Raw genomic sequence first — 24240 nt, forward strand, 5'->3', positions numbered from 1 at the left:
AATGGATATCCTCTGTTGCCTGGTAATATTTAAGAAACTACCTGTACCACTTGCACTACTTGACGTACTTGACGTACAACTACGTTGTCAGCTTCTTGTGCTCCGAATCCACCTCTTACTTTGTTTTGTTCTAGTGGAGAAAGGTCTCTTACTTTCAAAAACTCTTTTGCGTTAAAATTTGCTTTTTTCATGATAATAAATTTTTAAAATGATTTTATGTGGCTCAAAGTTTATAGACATTAGTTCCTTCGTTGGTCTCTTCTTGCAAGAAAGTATTGTTCACATCCCTCTTTTAAAATTTAAAGAAAGACTGTTTTGCTTTTAATGATTATTTCTCTCTATAATTAAAAATATTCTGAAGTTATTTAATTCCTTTTTTATTGAAATAATTTCACATAATAACCTCCTGTTTAACAGGTAATTATTTTTATATAGATGTCTTTGTTGTGGGAATTATTTTTCATAAATTTATACGGATTGATTTAATTAAATACTACACTTTAGTGTAAAAATGATATTTAAATTAATCTTATATATGAAAAACAATAACCAAATTTAAATTTATGAGTGAAAATGTTAATGGCTTCTTTTTTGCTGAATCTGCAATGAAAGAGGCTTCAAATGAAGAGTCTTTACCAGTGAATAACTATCTCGAGGTAACAGATGCATTATCAAGGGCAATTTATATGAGCGTGTTCATTATTGATTATCAAAAAAGAAATTTTGAATACGTTTCTGAGAATCCATTATTCCTTTGTGGTAATACCCCCGAAGAGGTTAAAAAAATGGGGTATGACTTTTATTTTAAATATGTTCAGAAAAGTGATGCTGATTTGTTATCGAAGATCAACAGGCTGGGTTCTGAATTTTACGAGAGAATTCCTGCAGAAGAAAGAAAATACTACACGCTTTCATATGATATTCATCTGTTGAATAATAATAAAGCCATCCTGGTTAATCAAAAACTGACTCCTCTCTTTTTAACCGATGAAGGAAAAATATGGAAAGCTATGGGAGTGGTTTCTTTGTCCACAAATACGGATTCCGGAAATATAACTATTTCAAGGCAGGGGACAAATGATTATTGGTGGTATGATACTCAAAGAGAAATGTGGAGAAATGAGGAAAAGATTAAGTTAACAGAAAGGGAAATGGATGTTTTGCGATATTATGCACAGGGTTATACAATCAATAAGATTGCAGAGAAAATTTTTGTATCACCGGATACCATTAAGTTTTATCGAAGAAAGTTGTTTGAAAAAATGCAGGTAAGTAATATCTCAGAAGCTTTAGCTTTCGTAACGAATAATAAATTGTTGTAAAAGAATATCGAATTGAAATTTTATTATATCACACTTATCTTATTAATAAAAAAGATATTTTTAATAGTTGATTCTGCAGATATTAATTTAGTCTTTTAAAGTTAACCACAGCAAGGCTATTATTGAAAATGAAATTTTTTATTTGAAAGAGATTTATCTTGACAAAAAATATCAATGCTGTATTGCGGCTAATGAAGATATGAGGGAAAAGACGATCTTTGTCAAACGATTAAATGTAAACTTTTTATAGTAAAAATCATCCGGGGAAAGTTAAGAGTTGTTTCCTATATGAAAGATTAAAGAAAAGGAAAGTGCCTTTTGTTGTTTTAGGTTTTTGAAATCCTAAATAGTGATAATGGTATTATTTCAGAGTAATATTGAAATACAAAGCATAAAAAAACCACCTTTTTAAGGTGGTTTTGTGGTTTCTCCAGGAATCGAACCAGGGACACATGGATTTTCAATCCATTGCTCTACCAACTGAGCTAAGAAACCAATATGATAGTTTTGTGTTACTTCGTTGTTTAAAGTGGGTGCAAAAATAGTAATTTTTAGCTTACCATGCAATAAAACTGAAAATAAATAAAATAAAAAAGCCAGTTTTCGTTTTGTTTAAAACTAACTGGCTGATTATTTTTATGTTGTAATTTTAAGGAAGTGTCGAAAAATTGATATTCGGAGCCTGGGTGGGCGAAGTAACAGAAAATTGAGAACCGGGTGCAACAACAGTATTAAAGAATCCTCCATTTTGTAAAAAGAAAGCATGGCCACTCGTTCCTCCCATTGCATCTATTCTTTGTTGCGCATTGTAAGTATTGTCTACGCTGAATTTTGCTCCTGAAATAGCGATCCAGTTACCATCTGAAGTTCTTGCCCATTGATTTTTGAACTCTGCTTTTCGACCCTGATATCCATTCTCCGGATTAAAGTTTTCAACAAAACTGTAGAAGCTCTTAAGATAAGTACTGGTTTGAGGTCTCTTCCAGCTGGCAATAAGTTTCCATGTTGTGGTATCAGGCGATAAAAACCAGGCTGTAAAATCAGTTTTTCCACTACCATCCGGTTCTCCTTTTAACAGGAATTTATAGGTTTGTCCTGCTGTCCAGTTGTATTTATAATAGCTTTGGCCTCCAGAACCTTCATTGCCGAATTCTCCAACTGTTACTCCGGTTCCGGCTCTGTTTAAAATGATTTTATGATCAGGAGGAACATTATTCGGATCATCTGTCTCAAATGGACTCCATACAGAGAAGAGAATTCTCCTTTCTGTAGCAGAGTTCACCTGCATCCCAAAATAGCCGGCACTAAAGCCATTTGCCATAAAGTAAGAGCCTATCTTATCTTCTCCTACGGGAACTGTTACTTCATTATAGTAGTAACTTACATTATTGGTAGTCGGAACTGTATAGTTAAGATGGCAGGATGGCCCTCTGCGTGCCCAATAATAGTAGGAAGGATCATTACTGTAAATATTGGTTCCGGTAGAAGCTGCTCCACTGAAAGTAATATCCGTAACATCTGCAAAGTATCCACCTGTTTTGGTGACGCCCTGAAGGTCAACTTTTACATAACCCGGAGAGGAAATAGTAAAATCTCCAACAGGATAATCCGTATAAGTTGATCCAGTTAAAGTAACATTTTTGGATGTGTTACCGATTGTTACTTTTACTGTGCTGGTACCGGAAGGGACAGAAGCTTTTAATCCGATATGTAAGGCTCCGGTATTGCCCACCTTGAAATAAGTACTGATCACAGTGCTGGAATTAGTCCAGTTACCTAAATTGGAGGAGGTGATAACTTCGCTGGCTCCCGAAGGCTTTACTGTTATAAAAGAATTTCCTGCGACCGGAACATTGAAGGAAGATGTGGTTTTTAAAAATGAAGCGCTTTTTTGTGTAGTAACAGTGTCCTCCGCTACTACAGTGGTTTCTGCACACGACTGAAAAATAAGTAGGGCAACACCTAAAAAGGTATTTGTTAATTTTTTTGTCCTCATAATATGTTTGTAATTTGGTTTACGTCTACTAATTTAATTTTTTTATGGATATAATAAAAGTTTATTTCACATATTGTAGATTAAATAAAAATCTAATTTATAATATTAAAAAGTTGCAATTGTATAATTTTAAAGATTTTATACTTTGTCTTTTCAGGAATCAGACATGTATTAAAGAAGTTTAGAGGAGGCATTAAAAAACTCATTAGATATCCCCATAAACCACCGGTTTTGTAAATTTTTCTTTAAATAGAGGGCTTATAATAGGTTGTTTTCCAGAAGAAATAATTACAGTAGTAATTTATGTATTTTTTAACCATGGTTAAATCCCTTTGTTTTGTACAAAACAAAGGGATTACAACATAATTAGATATTTATTTCAACCATTTTAATGTGTTAATTTATCCAGTTTACTTACTGATGGCTATCATTTTGATAAAATTAATACAAAATGCTATAAGTTTATTTACACCAATTTTGTAATACTAACTATAAAGTGATATTAAATAAAAATTGGTATTTACTTATTTGCTGACAAGAATATGCTCGGCAGCATAAAAAATAAACTTTTTACTAATCAACAATCTTCGGCAATCGTTTCAATCATTCATTTATTTTTAAATATTAAAACTGTAACAATTTGCTGGATTATAAAGCTTATAAAGAATATTATTCTTTAATAATCTTAGATTGATAGGTATTGGTTCCATCATTTATTGAAACAACATAAATTCCAGTTTTCAAATCTTGAATTTTATCGTTAATTTCCTTATTTATCTCTCTTAAAGAGCCTTTTGCTAAAATAAGTGGCTTCCCAGTCAAATCGTACAATCCTGCTTTCAGATTTTCTTTTGAATTTTTAAAATCAATAACTAATTTTTGGCCATTTTTTAAAGGATTCGGATAAACAGTAAATTCATTATTATTTTTCTTAATATCATCAACAACTAATGTAATTGCCGGATAAACCAGTATTTTTTGTCCATTGTATCCCACGGCATACACCTTCATTGCGTTCGAAGGATAATCTACATAAGTATTTGTCAATGTAGTATCTCCTGTTCCTACAATAGAAACACTGATTAGCTGGCTACTTGAATTATAGGTTTCAAAGGCAACAGCATTATTCCATTTAGAATTATCTACCAATAAGAACTGTCCTTGTGTATTGGTTGTGATCTGTGCTCCCACACCCGTAACCCCCGAAACAGGCTGCATATTCTTGAATGCATTTACACTATTCGCTGAAAGATAATTGATGACCGGAGATACAGGTTTGGCATATCCCTTTGCCAGGACATAGCTTTTCACATCATCAATCATGCTTTGGGTAATTGTCATTTGAGCATTGGTGTAATCTGATATGGTACCGTTTATTGGCTTTAAAAAACCGGTGCTAGTGAAGAAATCCGTAAGGTCCTCTTGTACGGCGTCACAGGCATTTTTTACAAAATTCATTACCAATTGCCCTTGGGTAAACTGGCTTTCGTTTGTATTTCTTACTTTCTCAGCTACTGTAGCAAACCAATGTGCATAATCTACTCCCGGGCCTGTAGGGGTAACTGTAGGGGTATCTTCATCAGACATATCTAAATCAAATGCAAGGGTTGCAGCACCTTTTGAAGCACCACTCAATTGATAATACAATTCTAATTGCCAAAACGGAATAAGACTTCTGAAATTCGCGTCAGCAGGATTCACATAATCGGTTCTAAACTGATCCATAATACTCTTCCCGTTAATTTGTGTCTGAATAATAATTTCTCCAAATCTGTTTCCAGCCACTTTGGGAAAGGTTGTTTTATCGGCAATTTCACCTTCCAGCCTTGTAAATCTGTTACTCCCTGTAGGTGAGTACATATTATAATAGGCCCACAATGAGTATAAATTGTTAGTGATTTCTGTTGTACCAACCCATTTTAATCCTGGCCTTACCTGGTTGATATGACCTAATTCATGTCCCACACCCCAAATATCAAGTCCTGATGCTGAGGTTGAATTGGATAATCCCCAAGTAAGATCTAAATGAACTCCTAAACCTCCTGCAAACCATCCTCCTGTAGATTCCATATAAACAAGCTGCCTGTTTTTAAAGTTTTTATTGAATTTATAGAAGCCCATCATTTCTCTTTCAGACTTGGCAATTGCATCATACTTATCTATCAAAGGCTGGGCGGTTGTGAAATGGAAATTGCTTACTGCAGACTTATTGGTAACCAGTTTTGTATAATAACCTTCTATATCAATTTTTGGATAGACATCATTAGTCAGCATTTCTGCCCATTCTGTAGGGGTTGTACCTTTTTTATAAATACCATTTACAATACCTGCTGTGATATTTACAGTTACCGGTGCGGCATTTACATTATCAGTGTAATATGAAATATATCCCAAACCTGTATTAGCAATAGCGAGGATATTTATTCCATTTTTTAGTTCGTATGTTTTTTCAGGGGACGCCCCTTCAGTAGCAAAATCTCTTATTTTTAAGTAAACTTTGTTTTCAGAGGTAATATCTTTCGCAAAAACAATAGCAGTGGTATTAGGCTGAAATGCTATCCCTGTAGGGTTTTCATATCCGTTATAATTTCCAATTTTATATTGGGTATTTATTGATTCAATTGTCTTGTATGCCGTAAAAGTCTGTACCCTATATTTTTTATTGTAGGTATTATTAAATAAACACTGAGCTAATCCTTTTATGAAAGGTGAGGAAATGGCATCAATATCCTGCTGGGTTACAGTTGTTTTTAAAGCACTGAAAATAGAATCATTAAAAATATTTGAATAAGCTGCAGGATTAAAACTATTAGAACTCGTCTGAAAAAATTCCATTTCGGCACAGCTTGCAAAGTTATTTTTACCATCAAGAACTTCAATTTTTATAGTTAAAGGAGTAATGGCGGAAGGAAAATTTACCGTTTTTATTGCAGATGTCTGCCCAAAATTTTGAGTAGAAATAGTAATGTATGCTGGATTAGAAATTGTATTATAACTTATTTTTACATTTCCAAAAAGTCCGTTTGGTCCGCCATCCTGTCTGGGTGTGTACCTTAAATAATTTATAGCTGTTTGTCCATTAAACTTGTAAATCAGAGAAATAGGAAAAGTAGCTGCTGTTGCATTCCAACTACAATGATAAAGTGTACTTACATCACCATCAAAGGATTTCTCTATATTTTCTCCCGATTGGAAACTTGAGGCCGAAGATCCTGCCACCTGAGGCAATACTGGGATATCTGCATAAGCTGAAAACTCATTAGTTGCCAGTGTACATTCTGTTTGTACAGGATCCATCTGTTCTGTAGAATAAAATTCCATCTCAGCACAACTTGAAAAATTATTTTGGGCACTGAGGATATCAATCCTAATAACAGCAGGATGAACTATTGCTGTAGGCAAATCTATAGTTTTTGCCGTATTATCAGCTGCCCAGGAAATAACCCCGGTTGCTGTTATAAAAACTGTAGGATCGGATTGGGTAGAATAAGAAACTTTCACACTTGTCCAGATTCCGTTTGGGCCCGTTGTTCTAGGTTTGTAGACTAACCTTTTTATACTTTTTACCCGGTTGGAAAATTTGAAATTTAACTGGTCCGGAAGTGCTGTACTCAAATTGTATTGAGAATGATAAAGAGTATTCACATTATTATCAATACTCTGTCCAGCCTCCTGTCCTGATTGTGCGGGCTGTAACGAATTTACATATGCTACAGGCATCTTATACTGCTGTGCGAAAGCTGTCTGTAAAACGAGTAGAAATGAGAGAATAAAATAATTGTTTTTCATTTTGGTGTAGATTTTTGATTAAAAAATAACAAAGTAATAATCTATAGCTGTTAGACAAATCCAGCTTTGATTTGTTTTTGAATAGTAATTGTATTAAGCAATCTTCCCAGATGTTAATTATCCACTATTTGTGAGTTGATAGCTCAAAACTTTATCCTAAAAAGACTTTTACAGATAAATAATTCTATTACACTCCTGTTAAGTTTGCGATATATCTGAACTAAAAACCTCCTTTCCAAAATTAACAATTAAAGTAATTGCACAAACTAGTACCTACCTGTTTTTGAATGTTCACTACCAGTTGACTTATTTAAGACGCTTTGAAAATTAATTCTAAACTTGCTTATAAAGATTTTTAACCTTTAAAAAATTCGTTTTAATATTTGATAGTGATCCATGAATGACAAAGTGAAAACACTTTGTAATGGAAAAAATAAATATGTAAATGGGTTTTTCTCTTGAAAATAGAGAAGCAATAGGCATGGCTGCCAATTTATAACCAATTTCTAAGGGCTTCTTAATAAGGCCGTATTCAAATGATTTTCAAACTGGTGGTAAAGGGATAAAAACTGGTGGCTACCAGTATGGAGGTATGGTGTAAAACTATACATTTGGGTTACACAGGGTTAATATTATAGTAATAGTTAGTTCACATTCAGAAAAGGAAATAAGAAGAGGGTATATAGTGTATTTGGATATAATCGGGAGGTTTCACTTTACATATTTTCCAATTGTGCCGGATACTGTAAAATATGGAAGATCACCATTTTTTTGTTTTTGCCTGGAAAAAATGGTAAGTGATACGGTTTTAGAATTCAACATCATCTGGATAATATTGTTATAAAAGTCAATAAAATATGAAGAAAACTACAATTTGTATTTTGAGTGCAATTTTAATGTCATCTATCACATTAGTGGATGCACAAAAAACTAAAAACAAACCTTCGGACTCTACCTTTAAAAAAGTAAAAGATCTGGAAGAAATTGTTTTAGTAGGATTCGGAAAACAGAAAAAAGGAACTGTTTCCGGATCTATAGCTTCTGTTGATAAAAAGATACTACAGGATCGCCCAACAACAAGCTTAACAGCAAGTCTGCAAGGTGCTTTACCAGGAGTTACAATTAAGTCTTCTTTGGGAGATGTAGGTTCTGTTCCTACCTTGAATGTAAGGGGAAGGAGTGTTGCGGGTAATTCTCCACTCTATATTATAGATGGTATTCCCTCTAGTGCTGCAGATTTTTCCAGGTTAAGCCCGGCTGATATTGAAAATATAAGCATTTTAAAAGATGCTTCAGCATCTATCTATGGTGCAAGAGCTGGCTATGGGGTGGTTCTTGTTGAGACTAAAAAAGGCGGTGGAGGTAAGATGAGTATAGGTTATAATATGTATAATGGTTATCAGACGCCCACCTATTTGCCTAAGTATGTAGATGCTGTTGAATATATGAAACTGAAAAATGAAGCATATTATAACGCTAATAATAATGTTGGTCATTTTTCTCAATATACGCAAGATCAAATAAATCTTACAGCTGCCGGTACAGACACCGACAGATACCCAAACACAGACTGGTATAAAGCAACTTATAGAAGAATGGCAAATGTGCTTAATAATGAGATTAATATATCAGGTGGAGATAAAACTCGTTATTTCGCAAGTTTAGGGTATTTGAAACAGGAGTCTCTATCACCTACAAAGGGTATGGATAGATATTCTTTTAGGACAAATACATCCTCTAAATTGAGTGATAAACTTACAGTAAATTCTAATATATCATTTATCAAACAAATGATCAATGATCAGGGCGGTGTTATTAATACTGGAGAATTAGCAAGAATAACTCCTACTATGGTATTAAGACAATCCAATGGATGGTGGGGATCTGTTAATGCGGGTAAGGTAGATAATACATTTGCAAATACCAATCCTGTAAGAAACAATGTAGAGGGAGGAGATTCTAAGTCAAATGATCAAAAATTTATGGGGGCATTATCTGCCAATTACACTCCTGTAAAAGGATTAAATGTAAATGCTCAAATTAACTATTCAAATTGGAACTATCGTTTAGGGACTTTTGTAAATACACTAAACCCCGTATACAATTTTTTAACTAATGTTCCTATTAGTTCAACTGCGAGAGCAATTAATAACTATTCTGAGTCCTGGAATTCTGATGAATTACTTAATACTCAGGTCCTGATAAGTTATGAAAAAAACATATCATCACATTATTTTAAATTGTTGGGAGGTACTTCGTACGAAGACTATACAACCAGATCCATATCCGGTAAAAAATCCAATATACCAAAAGATGGATTACATTCTTTAAGTGCTCTTAGTACCCTTGACGGAACCTTGGATGAATTAAATTCTAATACTCAGCAATATGCTTTCCAGTCTGTTTTCGCTCGTATCAATTATAATTATCAGGAAAAATATTTTTTAGAAGGTATCATAAGGGCAGATGCATCCTCACGTTTTGCCAAAGAAAATAGATGGGGATATTTTCCTGCAATTATGGCTTCCTGGAGATTAGATAAGGAGAATTTCATAAAAAACCTGAGTTTTATCAATACACTAAAATTAAGAGGTTCTTATGGCAGCACCGGATCTATCAATACCATTGGTTATTATGACAATCAGACCTATATGGATAATACTTCTACAGTTCTGGGAAATACTATAGTAGGGGGTGTGGTACCGGGTAAGCTTGGATTTTTAGGCATAGGCTGGGAAACAATTGTTACCAAAAATATAGGTCTGGACGGATCTTTATTCAATAATGCTTTCACTTTCTCGGTAGATTTATATAACCGTCTTACAAAAGGAGCATTAATGAGCAACCAATTAGAATATGAAACTGGTGTAGCAGAAAACCAAGCACCGCCCATTAATGCGGGTAATGTGGAAAATAAGGGGATAGAAATTACTTTGGGATATAATAAAAATTTTGAAAATGGGGACTTTTACATCAATGCAAATTTTGCTAAAAACCAAAATAATATTCTTTCACTCATCAATAGTAAGACTTTATATAATGATTATTGGATAACACAAGTAGGAGGCTCAATTGGTGATTTCTACGGATATAAGACGGCAGGTCTCTTAACCCAAGAAGATATCAACAATAATTATCCTAAATTATACAGTAGTTCTCAAGTTGGTGATATAAAATATGTGGATATTAATGGAGATGGAGTTGTTGATGAAAAAGATAGAACAGTAATAGGAAATGATGTTCCAAGTCTTACCTATGGTCTAAGTATAGGGGGTAGATATAAAAATTTTGATCTTAGCGTAGTTGGTCAAGGGGTGGCTAATGTTAAGGTATATCTGGATAAAGAATCTTCTCAGGCATTTTTTAATGGTGCAGGTGCAAAACAATATGTTTCAGATAATAGATGGACTCCGGAAAACCCGAATCCTAATGCCCTGTATCCTAGAATACTGCCATCAGGAGGAGGAACTCAAAATATAGGTGTTACTTCAGATTATTGGCTTTTTGATGCAAGTTACTTTAGAATTAAGTCTATTACTTTGGGATATTCTATTCCTAAGGAAACAATTAGCCGCATAGGACTGACAAAATTCAGAATATATGCCAACTTAGAGAATTACTTTACATTGAGGGGAGATAAACGAATGAAAGATTTTGATCCTGAAATGCCCAGTAGCCGTTCAACATATCCATATTTAAAAACCATATCGTTTGGTATCAATGCAACTTTTTAATTTAAAATTAAACATCTGAAAATGAAAAAGATAAAAATTATATTACTATCAGCTTCCCTGGCTATAGTGACTAGTTCTTGTAATTTAGATAGGTTTCCGGAAGATAAAGTATCGGAAGAAACATTTTGGAAGACGGAAAAAGACGCAACCATGGCATTAAATGGTATTTACAAATATTTTTCTGATGCCGCTTACAGCAATTTATATAACGATAGTTTTACCGATAATTCATTTGCTCAATATCCCTGGGAAACAACTGCAGTAGATGCTTCTGCGGGAAACATACTTCCTTCTATAGATTTCGGATATGATTTTACTACAATTAGAAGAGCCAATACTTTTTTGGAAAAAATTGATGAGATCCCAATGGACAAAAATTTAGCTGGTAGATATAAAGCAGAAGCCAGATTTATAAGAGCTTTTAATTATTTTGATTTATCACAACGTTTTGGAGCTCTTCCACTCGTACAAAAATCAGGTGAATTGGATGGATCCACTCTAACTCCTATTTCTGAAACTCAAATTGATAATTTTGTAATCAGTGAATTAAATGCTATAGAAAATGATTTACCAACTGCCTACCCTTCCGGCCAGGATAAAGGCAGAATAACAAAAGGAGCAGTATTGGCATTTAAGGCAAGGATATATTTATACACAGGAAAATATAAAGAAGCTTATGAAGCTGCTCAATCAGTAATTAACTCCGGTACTTATAATCTTTTCACTACAACTTTAGTAGACACAAGTACAAATTATGATAGCTTTGTTACCTTTACCTCTGCAACAGATAAAGATAATTTTTATAGAGGATTGAGCAATTATCAAGCATTGTTCTGGGCTAAAAATAATGGCAACAAAGAATCAATTTTAGAAGCTCAATTTGTACCCGACTCTAAAGGAGTATTTAGTAATAGCATGGCTCTTTTCTTATTGCCAAATGAAGAGAGTGGATGGAGTTCTGTAACACCAACAATTGATTTAGTAAATGCCTATTGGAACAAAGATGGAACGGCATTTACACCTCCTTCTAATGCTACAAGAGCTTCAAATTATAATCATGGTAACCCAAATAATGCCTATCTGGATGAATTTAAAAACAGAGATACCCGTTTATATGCAAGTATAATGCATCCAAATGGGCCCTGGTCTTACTTAAAAGGTTTTGGGACAAGTACACTGTTCAAATGGAATGAAGGTGCAAACAATACGTCCAAGATAGGCTATAATTATAAAAAAATGGCGGATTATGGCTCATTGGACGAGAATTTAAATATGAGCAACAATTTTATGCTTATCCGTTATGCAGAAGTATTACTTATATATGCCGAAGCAAGAAATGAATTTTTTGGTCCAGATCCTTCTATCTATGATGCATTAAATCAGATTAGAGGCAGAGCAGGTATGGTAGGGGTTAACAACACACAGACAAAAGAAACCTTAAGAGAAATTATCAGAAATGAAAGAAGGATAGAACTGGCAAATGAAGGCCACAGATTTTATGATATCAGGAGATGGAAGATTGCCCCAAATGTAATGAAAACCGTTTACGATATTACCAATACGCAGGTTGCAACAAGAGTTTGGGATAACAGATTTTACAGATTTCCTTATCCTCAAAAAGCTGTGGATTTAAATCCGAAACTAAAAGAAGCTCAAGCAGCAAAAGGATATTAATTTTATATAAATGACTATAGTTATTACTTGATAAAAAACTATTTTTGAAATTCTTAATATCGCAGAAAGCTACAGTTAATTTTATCTTCAATATCGATCTTATTCTTAGAGTAGTGTAAAATGTAATTAATAAATAAATCAAGGTAAATGGATGCCGTTTTAAATTCAAAAATTCAAAAGATTTTACTACTGAGCTCTTTTCTTTTTTTCTTCATTGGAAAAATTCAGGCTCAAAAAATTGAAAATGTTTCTAAGAAAGGAGAAACTTCAGTAGAAGTTTTGCTCTCTGATAACAAAAAAATGACAATAGATTTTTATGGAGAAAATATTTTTCGATTGTTTTTCGATCCCAAAGGAGGAGAAGTAAGAAATCCTGAAGCGATACCTCCTGCTCAGATTTTGGTAGATCAGCCCAGAAGAAAAGTAAAAGAAATTGCTGTCAACAATTTACCACACACTGTTTCTATTTCCACCAGTAAAATTAAAATAGAAATTGAAAAAACAACTTCTTTATTTAAAGTATTCAACTTGAGCCTTAATAAAGAGATATTTTCTTTTGTTGCTCCCATTGAATTTAATTCTAAAGAAGCAGTGCTTACTTTATCTCAAGGAAAGGATGAATATTTCTATGGAGGCGGAGTACAAAACGGTCGATTTTCTCATAAAGGAAATACCATCTTTATTGTGAATCAAAATAACTGGACTGATGGTGGTGTTGCATCTCCAAATCCTTATTATTGGTCTACAAATGGGTATGGTTTTATGTGGCATACTTTCAAAAAAGGATATTATGATTTCGGTAAACAAAATAAAAATGAAGTGAAACTGGCTCATGAGATTAATTACCTGGATGTTTTCTTTATGGTAAATGATCAACCTAAATCTTTGTTGAATGATTTTTACCAGCTCACAGGAAATCCTGTACTTTTACCCAAATTTGGTTTTTATGAAGGACATCTTAATGCCTACAATAGAGATTATTGGAAAGAAGATGATAAAGGAATCCTATTTGAAGACGGAAAAAGATATAAAGAGAGCCAAAAAGACAATGGAGGGGTTAAAGAATCTTTAAATGGAGAAAAAAATAACTATCAGTTTTCTGCCAGAGCAGTGATAGACCGTTATAAAAATACAGATATGCCTTTGGGGTGGATATTGCCAAATGATGGTTACAGTGCTGGATACGGGCAGACAGAAACCTTGGATGGCAATATAGCTAACTTAAAATCTCTCGGAAATTATGCCAGAAAAAACGGCGTAGAAATAGGGTTATGGACCCAATCAGATTTGCACCCTAAAGATGGTATAAATGCTCTTTTACAGAGAGATATTATAAAGGAAGTAGGTGAGGCAGGTGTCAGAGTACTAAAAACGGATGTTGCCTGGGTAGGTCCTGGCTATTCATTCGGACTGAATGGTATTTCAGATGTAGCCCAAATAATACCGCGCTATGGAAACGGAAGTCGTCCTTTCATCATTTCGTTAGACGGCTGGGCTGGTTCACAACGATATGCAGGTATTTGGACAGGAGACCAAACCGGAGGGGAGTGGGAATACATCAGATTCCACATTCCTACCTATATAGGTTCTGGTTTGTCTGGCCAGCCTAACATTACTTCGGATATGGATGGTATTTTTGGAGGGAAAAACCCAATCGTTAATACAAGGGATTTCCAATGGAAGACCTTTACTCCTATGCAGTTAAACATGGACGGCTGGGGAACAAACGAAAAGTATCCCCATGCTTTGGGTGAGTCTGCGGCTTCTATTAACAGGAACTATTTAAAATTGAAATCCAGTCTGCTTCCTTATAGCTATAGTATAGCGAAGGAAGCCGTAGAGGGATTGCCAATGATCAGAGCAATGTTTTTAGATGAAGCGAATGAATATACCCTAGGAAAATCTACTCAATACCAGTATCAGTATGGACCTTATTTCTTAGTAGCTCCAGTATATCAGGCTACAAAAACGGATAAAGAAGGAAATGATATTAGAAATCATATTTACCTTCCTAAAGGAAATTGGATTGATTACTTTACAGGGCAAACTTATGAAGGAGGAATTGTTTTAAATCATTTCGATGCCCCAATTTGGAAACTCCCTCTATTTGTGAAACCAGGTGCTATTATTCCGATGGTAAATGCCAATAACAACATTCATCAAATCAATAAAAAATTAAGAATTTATGAGGTATATCCTTCAGGCAAATCCAGTTTTATAGAATATGATGACGATGGCGTAACCGAAAATTACATGAAAAAAGAATCTGTAAGCACTCTTATAGAAAGTAATGTTGTAAAAAATACTGCAACAATAAGCATCTCTTCTACTCAAGGTAACTTTAATGGCTTTGAAAAAGAAAAAATGACAGAATTTAGAATCAATGTTGCTAAGAAACCATCCGGTGTAAAGCTTTCTATTGGAGGTAAAAATATAAAACTGAATATAGTAAATACTTTAGATGAATTCAATAATGCTACAAACGTATATTTTTACAATAGTAAACCTGAATTCAATAATTTTTCTACAAAAGATTCTGAATTTTCAAAAGTTTCGATTTCTCGAAATCCACAATTGTGGGTAAAATCAGGAATCACAGATGTTAGCAAAAACAAAGTAGAGCTTGTCATTAAAGACTACCAATTTATTAATTCTAATCAACTAAAAAAGAATTCCGGAGCATTTGCAGAAGCTTTGAAACCAATCACTTCAGAAAATACAAACACCGCATATTCTATATTACCATCGTGGAATACAATTCCTAATGCTGATTATTATGAAATACTATATAATGATATGGTATACAGTAATATAAAAGATACCTCTTTCTTATTTGAAGGATTAGATCCAGAAACGAAATATGATTTCAAATTAAGAGCCGTAAATAAAACAAATACTTCTGATTGGGTTCCTTTTTCATCCCGAACCAATAAAAACCCTTATGAATTTGTAATTAAAGGCATAAAGGCCACAGCCACAATTCCAAGTCAAGAAGGAGAAGGACTAGAGAATCTTTTTGATCAGGATATGAGCACAGGCTGGCACTCGGATTATGAAAAAAGCAAAGTCCCTTTTGAGATAATTTTAGATTTAGGTTCTATTAATACCATAAGCAAATTAGAATATATTCCTAGAAACAGTGGTTACAACGGAATATGGATGAATGGTAAAATTTCGTATAGTGATAATAAAAAAGATTGGATAGAACTTGGCTCTTTTACATGGGATAGAAATAACAAAAGTAAATCTTTAGATTTCGCCACACATCCAACTACACGATTTATGAAGATTGTAGTAAGCAATGCTTTCAAAAACTTTGGAAGTGGAAACGAATTATATGTATTCAAAGTTCCAGGGTCTTCAAGCTTGCTTCCCGGCGATATCAACAATGATCAGAAAATTGATATGAATGATTTTACTTCATATATTAATTATACAGGTTTGAGAAAAGGAGATTCTGATTTTGAAGGATATATTAGCAACGGAGATATAAATAAGAACGGTTTCATTGATGCCTTTGATATTTCTAACGTCGCTACGAAAATAGATGGAGGAGTAAATGATGAAGAATTCAAACCACTGCAAGGTAGCATTACAATCTCTGCCTCAAAGCAACAATATGCTAAGAATGATATCATTGAAGTAGTAGTAAAAGGTAGTAATCTGCAATCTGTAAATGCATTGAGTTTCGCTATTCCATATAAACAGGAAGAATTGGAATATATAGGAATTACCCCATTAAATATCGGACAAATGGAAAATTTGACTTATGACAGACTGCATACCAACAAAGAAAAGGTATTATATCCTACGCTGGTCAATGTAGGACAAAAACTTCCTTTAGAAGGCACAACGGATTTATTCATTATTAAATTTAAAGCAAAAAGAAACGGATCATTTAATATAAAAGCGAGTAAAGGATTACTTGTTGATAAAATACTGAACTCTATTAACTTTTAATTACGAAATTATTTAAAAGCAAAAGAAAGAATTTACATTTTTTGACAACATCTCACAATATGAGTAAGTTAAAAAGTCAAGGCTTGGATTTTAGAATCTGAGCCTTTTTTCAAAAACAAGCATAAATTCGTTCAGAATGATGCCCTATTTAGCTTTTGTTTATATTTTTTTTAAATAATTTCAGGTAAAAAATATTAATTCAAATCATTTATAAGGAATTCCTGATAATTAGATCAGACGCATTTTCGATCCTTTCTTGTTTGGAATTAAGAATCATTTCTGCTAAGATCTTTCCCATTTGCCAAAAATCCGTGGAAATTGTAGTAATACCACTTTCTACAATACCTTTAAGAGGAGTTTCGTTGTAGGAGATAATTCCGAAATCCTTTTTAATCTTTAGCTTCTGCTTTTTAGATTGTTTAATAACATTTACCAAGTGTTTATCATCAGGAATTATGAATACATCTCCATCCAGTATTTTCTCGTCGGTAAAATTATTGATAACGATATGTTTCTTTTTATGCTGCTCACAAAAACTGGTAAATCCTTCTACCATACCTATAGGTTCTTTTTCTCCTGGAAAAATAAGAATCAGTCTTTGGTGTGCTTTAAGCAAAGCTTTCGCTTTTGATAGACCATTATACATGTCTTTTGCGAAATTCTGATAGACTGATGAATATTCTCTTAAATGTAAATTGGTTTGATCTAATATATAAACATCCTTCTTTGGAAGCATCTTAATAATGGGCGCCGTATTATTCATATTGCCCGGCATAATTATGTACTTTGTGTAGTTTCCATTATTTTCTTCGATTAACTTCTTGAAGACATCTATATTGAAGTAATGGAAAAAAACATGGATATTAGATCTTTGTTGTAACTCTTCCAAAAATGAATTATATAGTGTTTCCTTGAAAGCATTAAGCTCATCAAATAATAGAAAAATTCGCTCTTCAAAATCCCAATCAGTACTTTTTATGTAGTACCCTTTACCTAAAATGGCATTTACTATTCCTCTCTTTTTCAATGTTTCGTAGGCATATAGAACGGTGTCTCTAGAAATGCCAAATTCCATGCATACTTTATTTATGGAAGGTAGCTTGTCATTTTTTTTTAGCAGTTGTTGAGCAAGAGCCTGTTCAATGGAATTTATAATCTGTTGGTATTTAGGGATAACCGAATCGGGAGTTATTTTAATAAGTTTCATAATATTTCCAATTTTTTAAAACTAGTGGTGAATATACAAAAACTGGTAGGAACAAGTATGGATGCGTTTTCCAAATTTATATATTTGGTAAGATAATGTTTTCTTTTGTGTGATTTTGCTGCAAAAGATTCAATTTTATTTTAAATGATCTATTAGGGACGCTAAATTATTAAATACTTTAGAGTATATAAAAGTGCTAAAAAGTATAGAAATCTATGATAAACTTACTATAAAAATTTTTAAGCGTGGGAAAACTTTCGACTCTTGATTTTGTTATATTTCTAATGTATTTTTCGGTTGTAACAGCATATGGCTTATGGATATACAAGCGAAAGAAATCAAAAACGACAGGAAGTAAAGATTATTTCCTTGCAGAAGGCTCACTTACGTGGTGGGCAATTGGAGCGAGCTTGATTGCATCTAATATTTCGGCAGAACAATTTATTGGGATGAGTGGAGAAGGCTTCTTCATAGGAGTAGCTGTTGCAGTCTACGAATGGCTGGCTGCAATTGCCCTAATCATTATTGCAGTATGGTTTATTCCTATTTATCTCAAAAATAAGATTTATACGATGCCCCAGTTTTTGGAAACACGATATAATAAGTCTGTTTCCCTTATTATGGCTGTTTTTTGGCTATTTTTGTATGTAATTGTTAATCTTACTTCTATTCTTTATTTAGGAGCTGTAGCTATTGATTCATTGCTTGGTGGAGGCCACCTGCATATCATCATGATTGCACTTTTACTAATGGCTTTGTTTATTGGATTGGGGGGAATGAAAGTCATTGGCTACACGGATGTTATTCAAGTAGCAGTTCTTGTTATTGGTGGTTTTGCTACAGTTTATATGGCATTACAGGTCGTGGATCAAAGAATTAATGGTGCTGATATTGGAAATGCATTAACGGGTTTAGATACCCTTTTGAAAGAAGCTCCGGGACATTTCAAACTCATTCTAAATAAACTAAAAATAACAACAACTTCTTTATCAATGCCGGAAAATTTAGCGGTACAGAAATATGTGGTTTTGCCAGGCTTAGCGATGTATTTTGCTGGACAATGGATTGTACAACTTAATTATTGGGGATGTAACCAATACATTACCCAAAGAGCATTAGGAGCAGATTTGAAAACAGCAAGAACAGGAATTTTATTTGCAGGGTTTTTAAAACTTTTTATGCCTGTAATTGTTGTACTTCCTGGGATTGCAGCTTATGTACTCTATACAAAAGGTCATTTGTCAATTTTTAATGGAGTAAAAGATAGTGCTTATTCTGCAATATTGGGGTTGCTTCCATCTGGGCTTAAAGGTCTTGCGGTTGCTGCTTTAACAGCTGCAATAGTCGCATCACTTGCTGGAAAAGTAAATAGTATATCTACAATTTTCACTTTAGACATTTATAAAAAATATTTAAACACCAACACCTCTGAAATGCAAATGGTAAGAACAGGACGTTGGGCAATTATAGTGGCTATGCTTATTGCTTTGGTATTTACATGGACAGATATTTTGGGAATCGGTGGAGAAGGCGGTTTCACATTTATACAAAAATATACTGGCTTTATTAGTCCGGGTGTATTTGCTATGTTTATTTTAGGAATGTTTTGGAAAAGAACTACCGGAACCGCTGCTATAGTTGGAGTTATTCTTGGTTTTTTATTATCTATTTTCTTTAACAGCTTTGCAGTTGGCCTGTTTGGAAAAGAAACATGGATTTATACAGCATTCACTTATGAAAAATTGGAAAACGGTGTGGTGAAAACCATTACAGAGATTCCTTTCCTTATCAATATGGGCTGGTCATTTTTCATTACTGCAGTTGTAATGATTCTCTTAAGTTTTTTTGAACCAAAAGTAAATCCAAAGGCTTTTGTCACAAACAAAAATATGTTCAGTGTGGACAATAGAACATTATTCCTGATTGTCATTATTTTATTACTTCTAACTGCTATATATGTTCGTTTTTGGTAATAGAAATTTTGAGTTTTGTATTTGAGGAAAATGAGAAATGTTGATTTTTTGCTATAATTTATTACATAAACACTTTTATGGAAAGTAGTTTTTCATCTTTTAGCCTTGCTCAATGGAATTTATAATCTGTTGGTATTTGGGTAGAACCGAATAGCGAATTATTTTAATAAACCTCGATATATTTCCAAATTTTAAACTGGTAGTAAAGCTACAAAAACCGGTAGGAACTAGTATGGTAGTGTCTGATAAATTTATAAATTTATTTTATTAACTAAACTAGATTTATAATACATTACGATGAAGCTTATTAAAAATATAATTTTAGCCTTGTGCTTAGTAGGGGCAAGTTCGATAAATGCACAACAGAAACCTATTAAATATGAATCTTTCAAAATCGAGAATGGAGAATTTAAATTTAACGGACAGGCAGTTAAATTGCATTCAGGCGAGATCCATTATGCCAGAATTCCTCATGATTATTGGAGACATCGCTTAAAAATGGTTAAAGCGATGGGACTAAATACAATAGCTACCTATGTATTTTGGAATTATCATGAAATAGCTCCTGGAAAATGGGATTTTCAAACCGGGAATCGAAACTTACCTGAATTCTTAAAAATAGCAAAAGAAGAAGGCTTAATGGTAATTCTTCGCCCGGGACCTTATGTGTGTGCAGAATGGGAATTCGGAGGTTATCCTTGGTTTTTGCAAAATGATAAGGATATGAAAATTAGAGAATACAATACTCCTTTTTTACATTCAACAAAAGCATATTTCACAGAACTTTATAAGGTGGTAAAACCTTATCTGATTGTTAATGGTGGTCCTATTGTAATGGTGCAGGGAGAAAATGAATTTGGATCTTTCGTTAGTCAACGGGAAGATATTAAAATGGAAGATCATAAAAAATATAGTTCATCTGTATTTGATCAATTAAAAGAAGTTGGTTTCAAAGGGATGGAGTTTTTTACTTCAGATGGAGACTGGTTATTTGAAGGAGGTGCTTTGCCCGGCGCTTTGCCGACTGCAAATGGAGATGAAGATCCAGAAAATATTAAGAAAGAGGTAAAGAAATTTCATAACGGAGAAGGTCCTTTTATGGTAGCGGAATACTATCCCGGGTGGTTAGATCATTGGGCAGAACCTTTCCCTCGTAAAACCGCGGAAAGAGTAAAAAGCCATATTGAAAAATTCATGAATAATGATATTTCTTTTAATATTTACATGGTGCATGGAGGAACTAACTTTGGGTTTACCTCTGGAGCTAATTACGATAAAGATCATGACATACAACCGAGTATGACCAGTTATGATTATGATGCTCCCATTACTGAGGCAGGTTGGGAGACTGAAAAGTATTTGAAATTAAGAGAATTATTAAAAAATTCTTCTACGCCTCCTATTCCTGCAAAAATTCCAGTCATTCAGATTCAGGGTATTAAATTGTCTCAGGCAATAGATTTAGAAAATTTAAAAAATAATGTAAAGCCAGTAATTAATGATAATCCTTTGACTTTTGAGCAATTAAATCAGGGGTATGGCTATGTCTGGTACAGCAAAAATTTTAATCAGCCAATTAAAGGAACTTTAAAAATTGATGGATTAAGAGATTATGCGATTGTTTATGTGAATGGAGAAAAAGTTGGAGAGCTTAATCGTTACTATAAAAAATATGAATGTGAAGTTAATATACCCTTCAATGGAAAATTAGACATTTTGGTAGAAAACATGGGAAGAATTAATTACGGAGCTGATATTAATAAGAATACAAAAGGAATTATTTCTCCTGTATTTATTAATGACCGAAAAATCACCGGAGATTGGGAGATGTATGGACTTCCTTTTGAAAAGGCTCCGGTAATTGATGCAAAACAAAAATCAGATCTAAAAGAGAATAGACCAGCTATCTACAAAGGAAATTTTAATGTATCAAAAGTGGGAGATACTTTCTTGGATATGCGGCCTTTTGGAAAAGGAATTGTATTTGTTAATGGTATTAATTTAGGAAGGTATTGGTCAGTAGGACCACAACAGACATTATATTTACCAGGATGTTATCTAAGAAATGGTGATAATGAGATTATTATTTTTGAGCAGAAAAATAATAAAATTAATAAAGAATTAAGCACATTAACCGAACCTATTTTGGACAAGTTAAACCCTGAAAAAGGGCTAAACTGATATAAAGAAACTCAATATGAGTAGTTCATTTAACAGCAAAGATCATCCACATAGAAGATATAATCCTTTATTGGATGAATGGGTTTTAGTATCACCACAAAGAGCAAAGCGGCCATGGCAAGGACAACAGGAAGAACCATTGCCAAACGTTCAAAATCAATATGACCCCGAATGTTATTTATGCCCGGGAAATTCAAGAGTTAACGGAGTTCAAAACCCCCGGTATGAGGATGTGTATGTATTCGATAATGATTTTGGAGCTTTATTGAGCGAAGGAGTAACCTTTGATAAATCCGAGGATGAATTATTTAAAACTGAACCTGAAAGAGGAATTAATCGTGTAATTTGCTTTTCACATGACCATTCATTGACTCTTCCTGAAATGTCTGTAGAAGCAATTACAAACGTTGTGTCTGTCTGGAAAGAAGAATATCAGAATCTGGGGAGGCTTGATTACATTAATCATGTTCAGATTTTTGAAAATAAAGGGGCAATTATGGGCTGTAGTAATCCTCATCCTCATGGGCAGATTTGGGCACAGTTATCTATTCCTTCCCAGGTAGCCAGAACACAACAAAATTTGAAGAACTATTATGATAAACATGGAACAACCCTTCTGTCTGATTATCTTCAAAGGGAAATAGGAATTAATGAGCGAATTATATTAGAAAATGAAGCTTTTGTGGCCTTGGTTCCATTTTGGGCAACGTGGCCATTTGAAACAATGATTATTAGTAAAATGCCCTTAAATAGCCTACTGGCTTTTTCACATGAAGATCAAGTTTTATTTGCTCAGATATTGAAAGATTTAACTGTGAAATACGATAATATTTTCTCTACTTCCTTCCCTTATTCTGCCGGAATACATCAGGCACCTACAGATCTGGAATCACATGAGGAATGGCATTTTCATATGCATTTTTATCCCCCTTTACTTCGCTCAGCTAGTGTGAAGAAATTTATGGTAGGATATGAAATGCTGGCAGAAGCACAAAGAGATATTACTCCGGAACAAAGCGCAGACATTCTTAAAAAAAGTTCAACAATTCATTATAAAAGTAAATAAAATAGCTCTTAATAAAAAATAGACTGTTTTATAAATTGGATACAAATAAAATGTCAAATATTAAATATATTTATTCTATAATTAAAGAGGGTAATATCCCCCTTTTTAGAGAATTATATGGGCGGAATTCAGAATTATTACATCAGCAAGCAGTCCGATATACCAAAACATTATCCCGTTTCAAAGAAGTTTTTGGGGATAAAGAGATTTCTGTTTTCAGCGCACCGGGAAGAACCGAAATTGGAGGTAATCATACAGACCATAATCATGGTCGCGTATTAGCGGGTGCGGTAAACTTAGATAATATTGCCATTGCAGCTAAAAATAATTCAAATATAATCCGGATTGAATCTTCAGGCTATCAATCATTTGAAGTAGATTTAAATCATCTTGCTCCCAACGAAAATGAATTTTTAACTCCAGATGCTCTTGTTCGTGGAATTAATGCTCGATTAAAGGAATTGGGATATGGAATAGGAGGATTCGATGCCGTAATTGACGGATGTGTTCCTAAAGGTTCAGGATTAAGTTCGTCTGCATCATTTGAAGTATTAATTGGGGTAATTGTTAGTCATTTATTTAACGAAGGTAAAATAGATCCCATCTTAAATGCTCGTATAGGGCAATATGCAGAAAATGTTTTCTTTGGAAAACCTTGTGGATTAATGGATCAGGTAGCTTGTTCGGTAGGAGGATTGGTATCCATTGATTTTGCTGATATAGCAAATCCTATCGTTAAAAAAGTAGATTTTGATTTTGAATCTACCGGCTTTTCTTTAGTAATTACAGATTCCCGAGGGGATCATACCAATTTGAATAATGAATATGCTGTTTTACCTAAAGAGATGAAAGACGTTGCAACCCATTTAGGATGCGGTGTGCTGAGAGAAACTACTTTGGAAAAAGTAATGGATATTGCACCTTCGATCCGTCAGAAAGTGGGAGATCGGGCTATTTTAAGAGCAATTCATTTTGAATGCGAAAATGACCGGGTAGTAGATGAAGTAATGGCATTAGAGAAGAATGATTTTAAAAAATTTTTACAATTGGTAATAGATTCTGGGCATAGTTCATATATGTACAATCAAAATGTTTATGTATCAAGTAACATAAAAGAACAAGCAGTTTCATTGGGATTGGCATATAGCGAAGTAGTATTAAAAGGTACTGGAGCTTGGCGTGTGCATGGAGGAGGATTCGCAGGAACCATACAAGCTTTTGTTCCTGAAGATTTGCTTGAAAGATACATTACAACTTTAAATCATTTATTTGGTGCTGGTTCTTGTCATCCTTTATTTATCAGGCAAAAAGGAGCCGTCAAATTAGATTTTTGAAATA

General features: G+C 33.6%; 12 protein-coding genes and 1 tRNA gene. 8 read left to right on the top strand and 5 right to left on the bottom strand.

Translation table 11 applies throughout. The features are described from left to right. Positions 1 to 29: 29 nt before the first annotated feature. The gene (locus AAEU33_RS10490) at positions 30 to 191 is read right to left on the bottom strand and encodes a hypothetical protein (RefSeq protein WP_172279612.1); all 162 of its coding nucleotides are present in this window, start codon (positions 189 to 191) and stop codon (positions 30 to 32) included. 372 nt (positions 192 to 563) lie between these two features. On the opposite strand from AAEU33_RS10490, the gene AAEU33_RS10495 reads away from it, so the two are divergent. Continuing rightward, on the top strand, positions 564 to 1322 hold the full coding sequence (locus AAEU33_RS10495) for a LuxR C-terminal-related transcriptional regulator (RefSeq protein WP_345992542.1): 759 nt from the start codon (positions 564 to 566) through the stop codon (positions 1320 to 1322). A 422-nt stretch (positions 1323 to 1744) separates the two neighbouring features. Here the strand turns inward: AAEU33_RS10495 and AAEU33_RS10500 are convergent. The 3 genes from AAEU33_RS10500 to AAEU33_RS10510 form a co-directional block, all read right to left on the bottom strand. Next, a tRNA-Phe gene (locus tag AAEU33_RS10500) sits at positions 1745 to 1817 on the bottom strand. Between the two features lie 154 nt (positions 1818 to 1971). Continuing rightward, on the bottom strand, positions 1972 to 3318 hold the full coding sequence (locus tag AAEU33_RS10505) for a DUF3472 domain-containing protein (RefSeq protein ID WP_345992544.1): 1347 nt from the start codon (positions 3316 to 3318) through the stop codon (positions 1972 to 1974). A gap of 669 nt (positions 3319 to 3987) precedes the next feature. Further along, positions 3988 to 7107 (bottom strand): M60 family metallopeptidase, encoded by a 3120-nt coding sequence (locus tag AAEU33_RS10510; protein WP_345992546.1) that lies wholly within the window; start codon positions 7105 to 7107, stop codon positions 3988 to 3990. Positions 7108 to 7964: 857 nt separating this feature from the next. Here AAEU33_RS10510 and AAEU33_RS10515 point away from each other — a divergent pair. The 3 genes from AAEU33_RS10515 to AAEU33_RS10525 all read left to right on the top strand — a co-directional run bounded on the left by AAEU33_RS10515 (position 7965) and on the right by AAEU33_RS10525 (position 16475). Further along, positions 7965 to 10841, top strand: coding sequence for a TonB-dependent receptor (locus tag AAEU33_RS10515; protein WP_345992548.1), 2877 nt, complete (start codon positions 7965 to 7967; stop codon positions 10839 to 10841). A gap of 21 nt (positions 10842 to 10862) precedes the next feature. Further along, positions 10863 to 12515 carry a RagB/SusD family nutrient uptake outer membrane protein gene (locus AAEU33_RS10520; protein ID WP_345992550.1) on the top strand — a complete coding sequence of 551 codons (1653 nt, stop codon included), beginning with the start codon at positions 10863 to 10865 and terminating at the stop codon, positions 12513 to 12515. 147 nt (positions 12516 to 12662) lie between these two features. Continuing rightward, a complete protein-coding gene (locus AAEU33_RS10525) occupies positions 12663 to 16475 on the top strand; it encodes a TIM-barrel domain-containing protein (protein WP_345992552.1) in 3813 nt (1270 codons plus the stop codon). A 208-nt stretch (positions 16476 to 16683) separates the two neighbouring features. Here the strand turns inward: AAEU33_RS10525 and AAEU33_RS10530 are convergent, their stop codons facing one another. Beyond that, positions 16684 to 17682 (bottom strand): GntR family transcriptional regulator, encoded by a 999-nt coding sequence (locus tag AAEU33_RS10530; protein WP_345992555.1) that lies wholly within the window; start codon positions 17680 to 17682, stop codon positions 16684 to 16686. Between the two features lie 245 nt (positions 17683 to 17927). Between AAEU33_RS10530 and AAEU33_RS10535 the strand changes: the two genes are divergently transcribed. The 4 genes from AAEU33_RS10535 (at position 17928) to AAEU33_RS10550 (ending at position 24236) form a co-directional block, all read left to right on the top strand. Next, positions 17928 to 19655 (top strand): sodium/solute symporter, encoded by a 1728-nt coding sequence (locus AAEU33_RS10535; protein WP_345992557.1) that lies wholly within the window; start codon positions 17928 to 17930, stop codon positions 19653 to 19655. Positions 19656 to 19952: 297 nt separating this feature from the next. Next, positions 19953 to 21836: a beta-galactosidase gene (locus AAEU33_RS10540; protein ID WP_345992559.1), complete on the top strand. Its 1884-nt coding sequence runs from the start codon at positions 19953 to 19955 to the stop codon at positions 21834 to 21836. Between the two features lie 16 nt (positions 21837 to 21852). Next, the gene (locus AAEU33_RS10545) at positions 21853 to 22902 is read left to right on the top strand and encodes a UDP-glucose--hexose-1-phosphate uridylyltransferase (RefSeq protein WP_345992561.1); all 1050 of its coding nucleotides are present in this window, start codon (positions 21853 to 21855) and stop codon (positions 22900 to 22902) included. A 50-nt stretch (positions 22903 to 22952) separates the two neighbouring features. Continuing rightward, entirely contained in the window at positions 22953 to 24236 is a 1284-nt protein-coding gene (locus AAEU33_RS10550) for a galactokinase family protein (RefSeq protein ID WP_345992563.1), read from the top strand. The last annotated feature ends 4 nt before the right edge of the window (positions 24237 to 24240 follow it).

This window comes from Chryseobacterium sp. Chry.R1 (assembly GCF_039645525.1).
Taxonomy (GTDB): Bacteria; Bacteroidota; Bacteroidia; order Flavobacteriales; family Weeksellaceae; genus Chryseobacterium; species Chryseobacterium proteolyticum.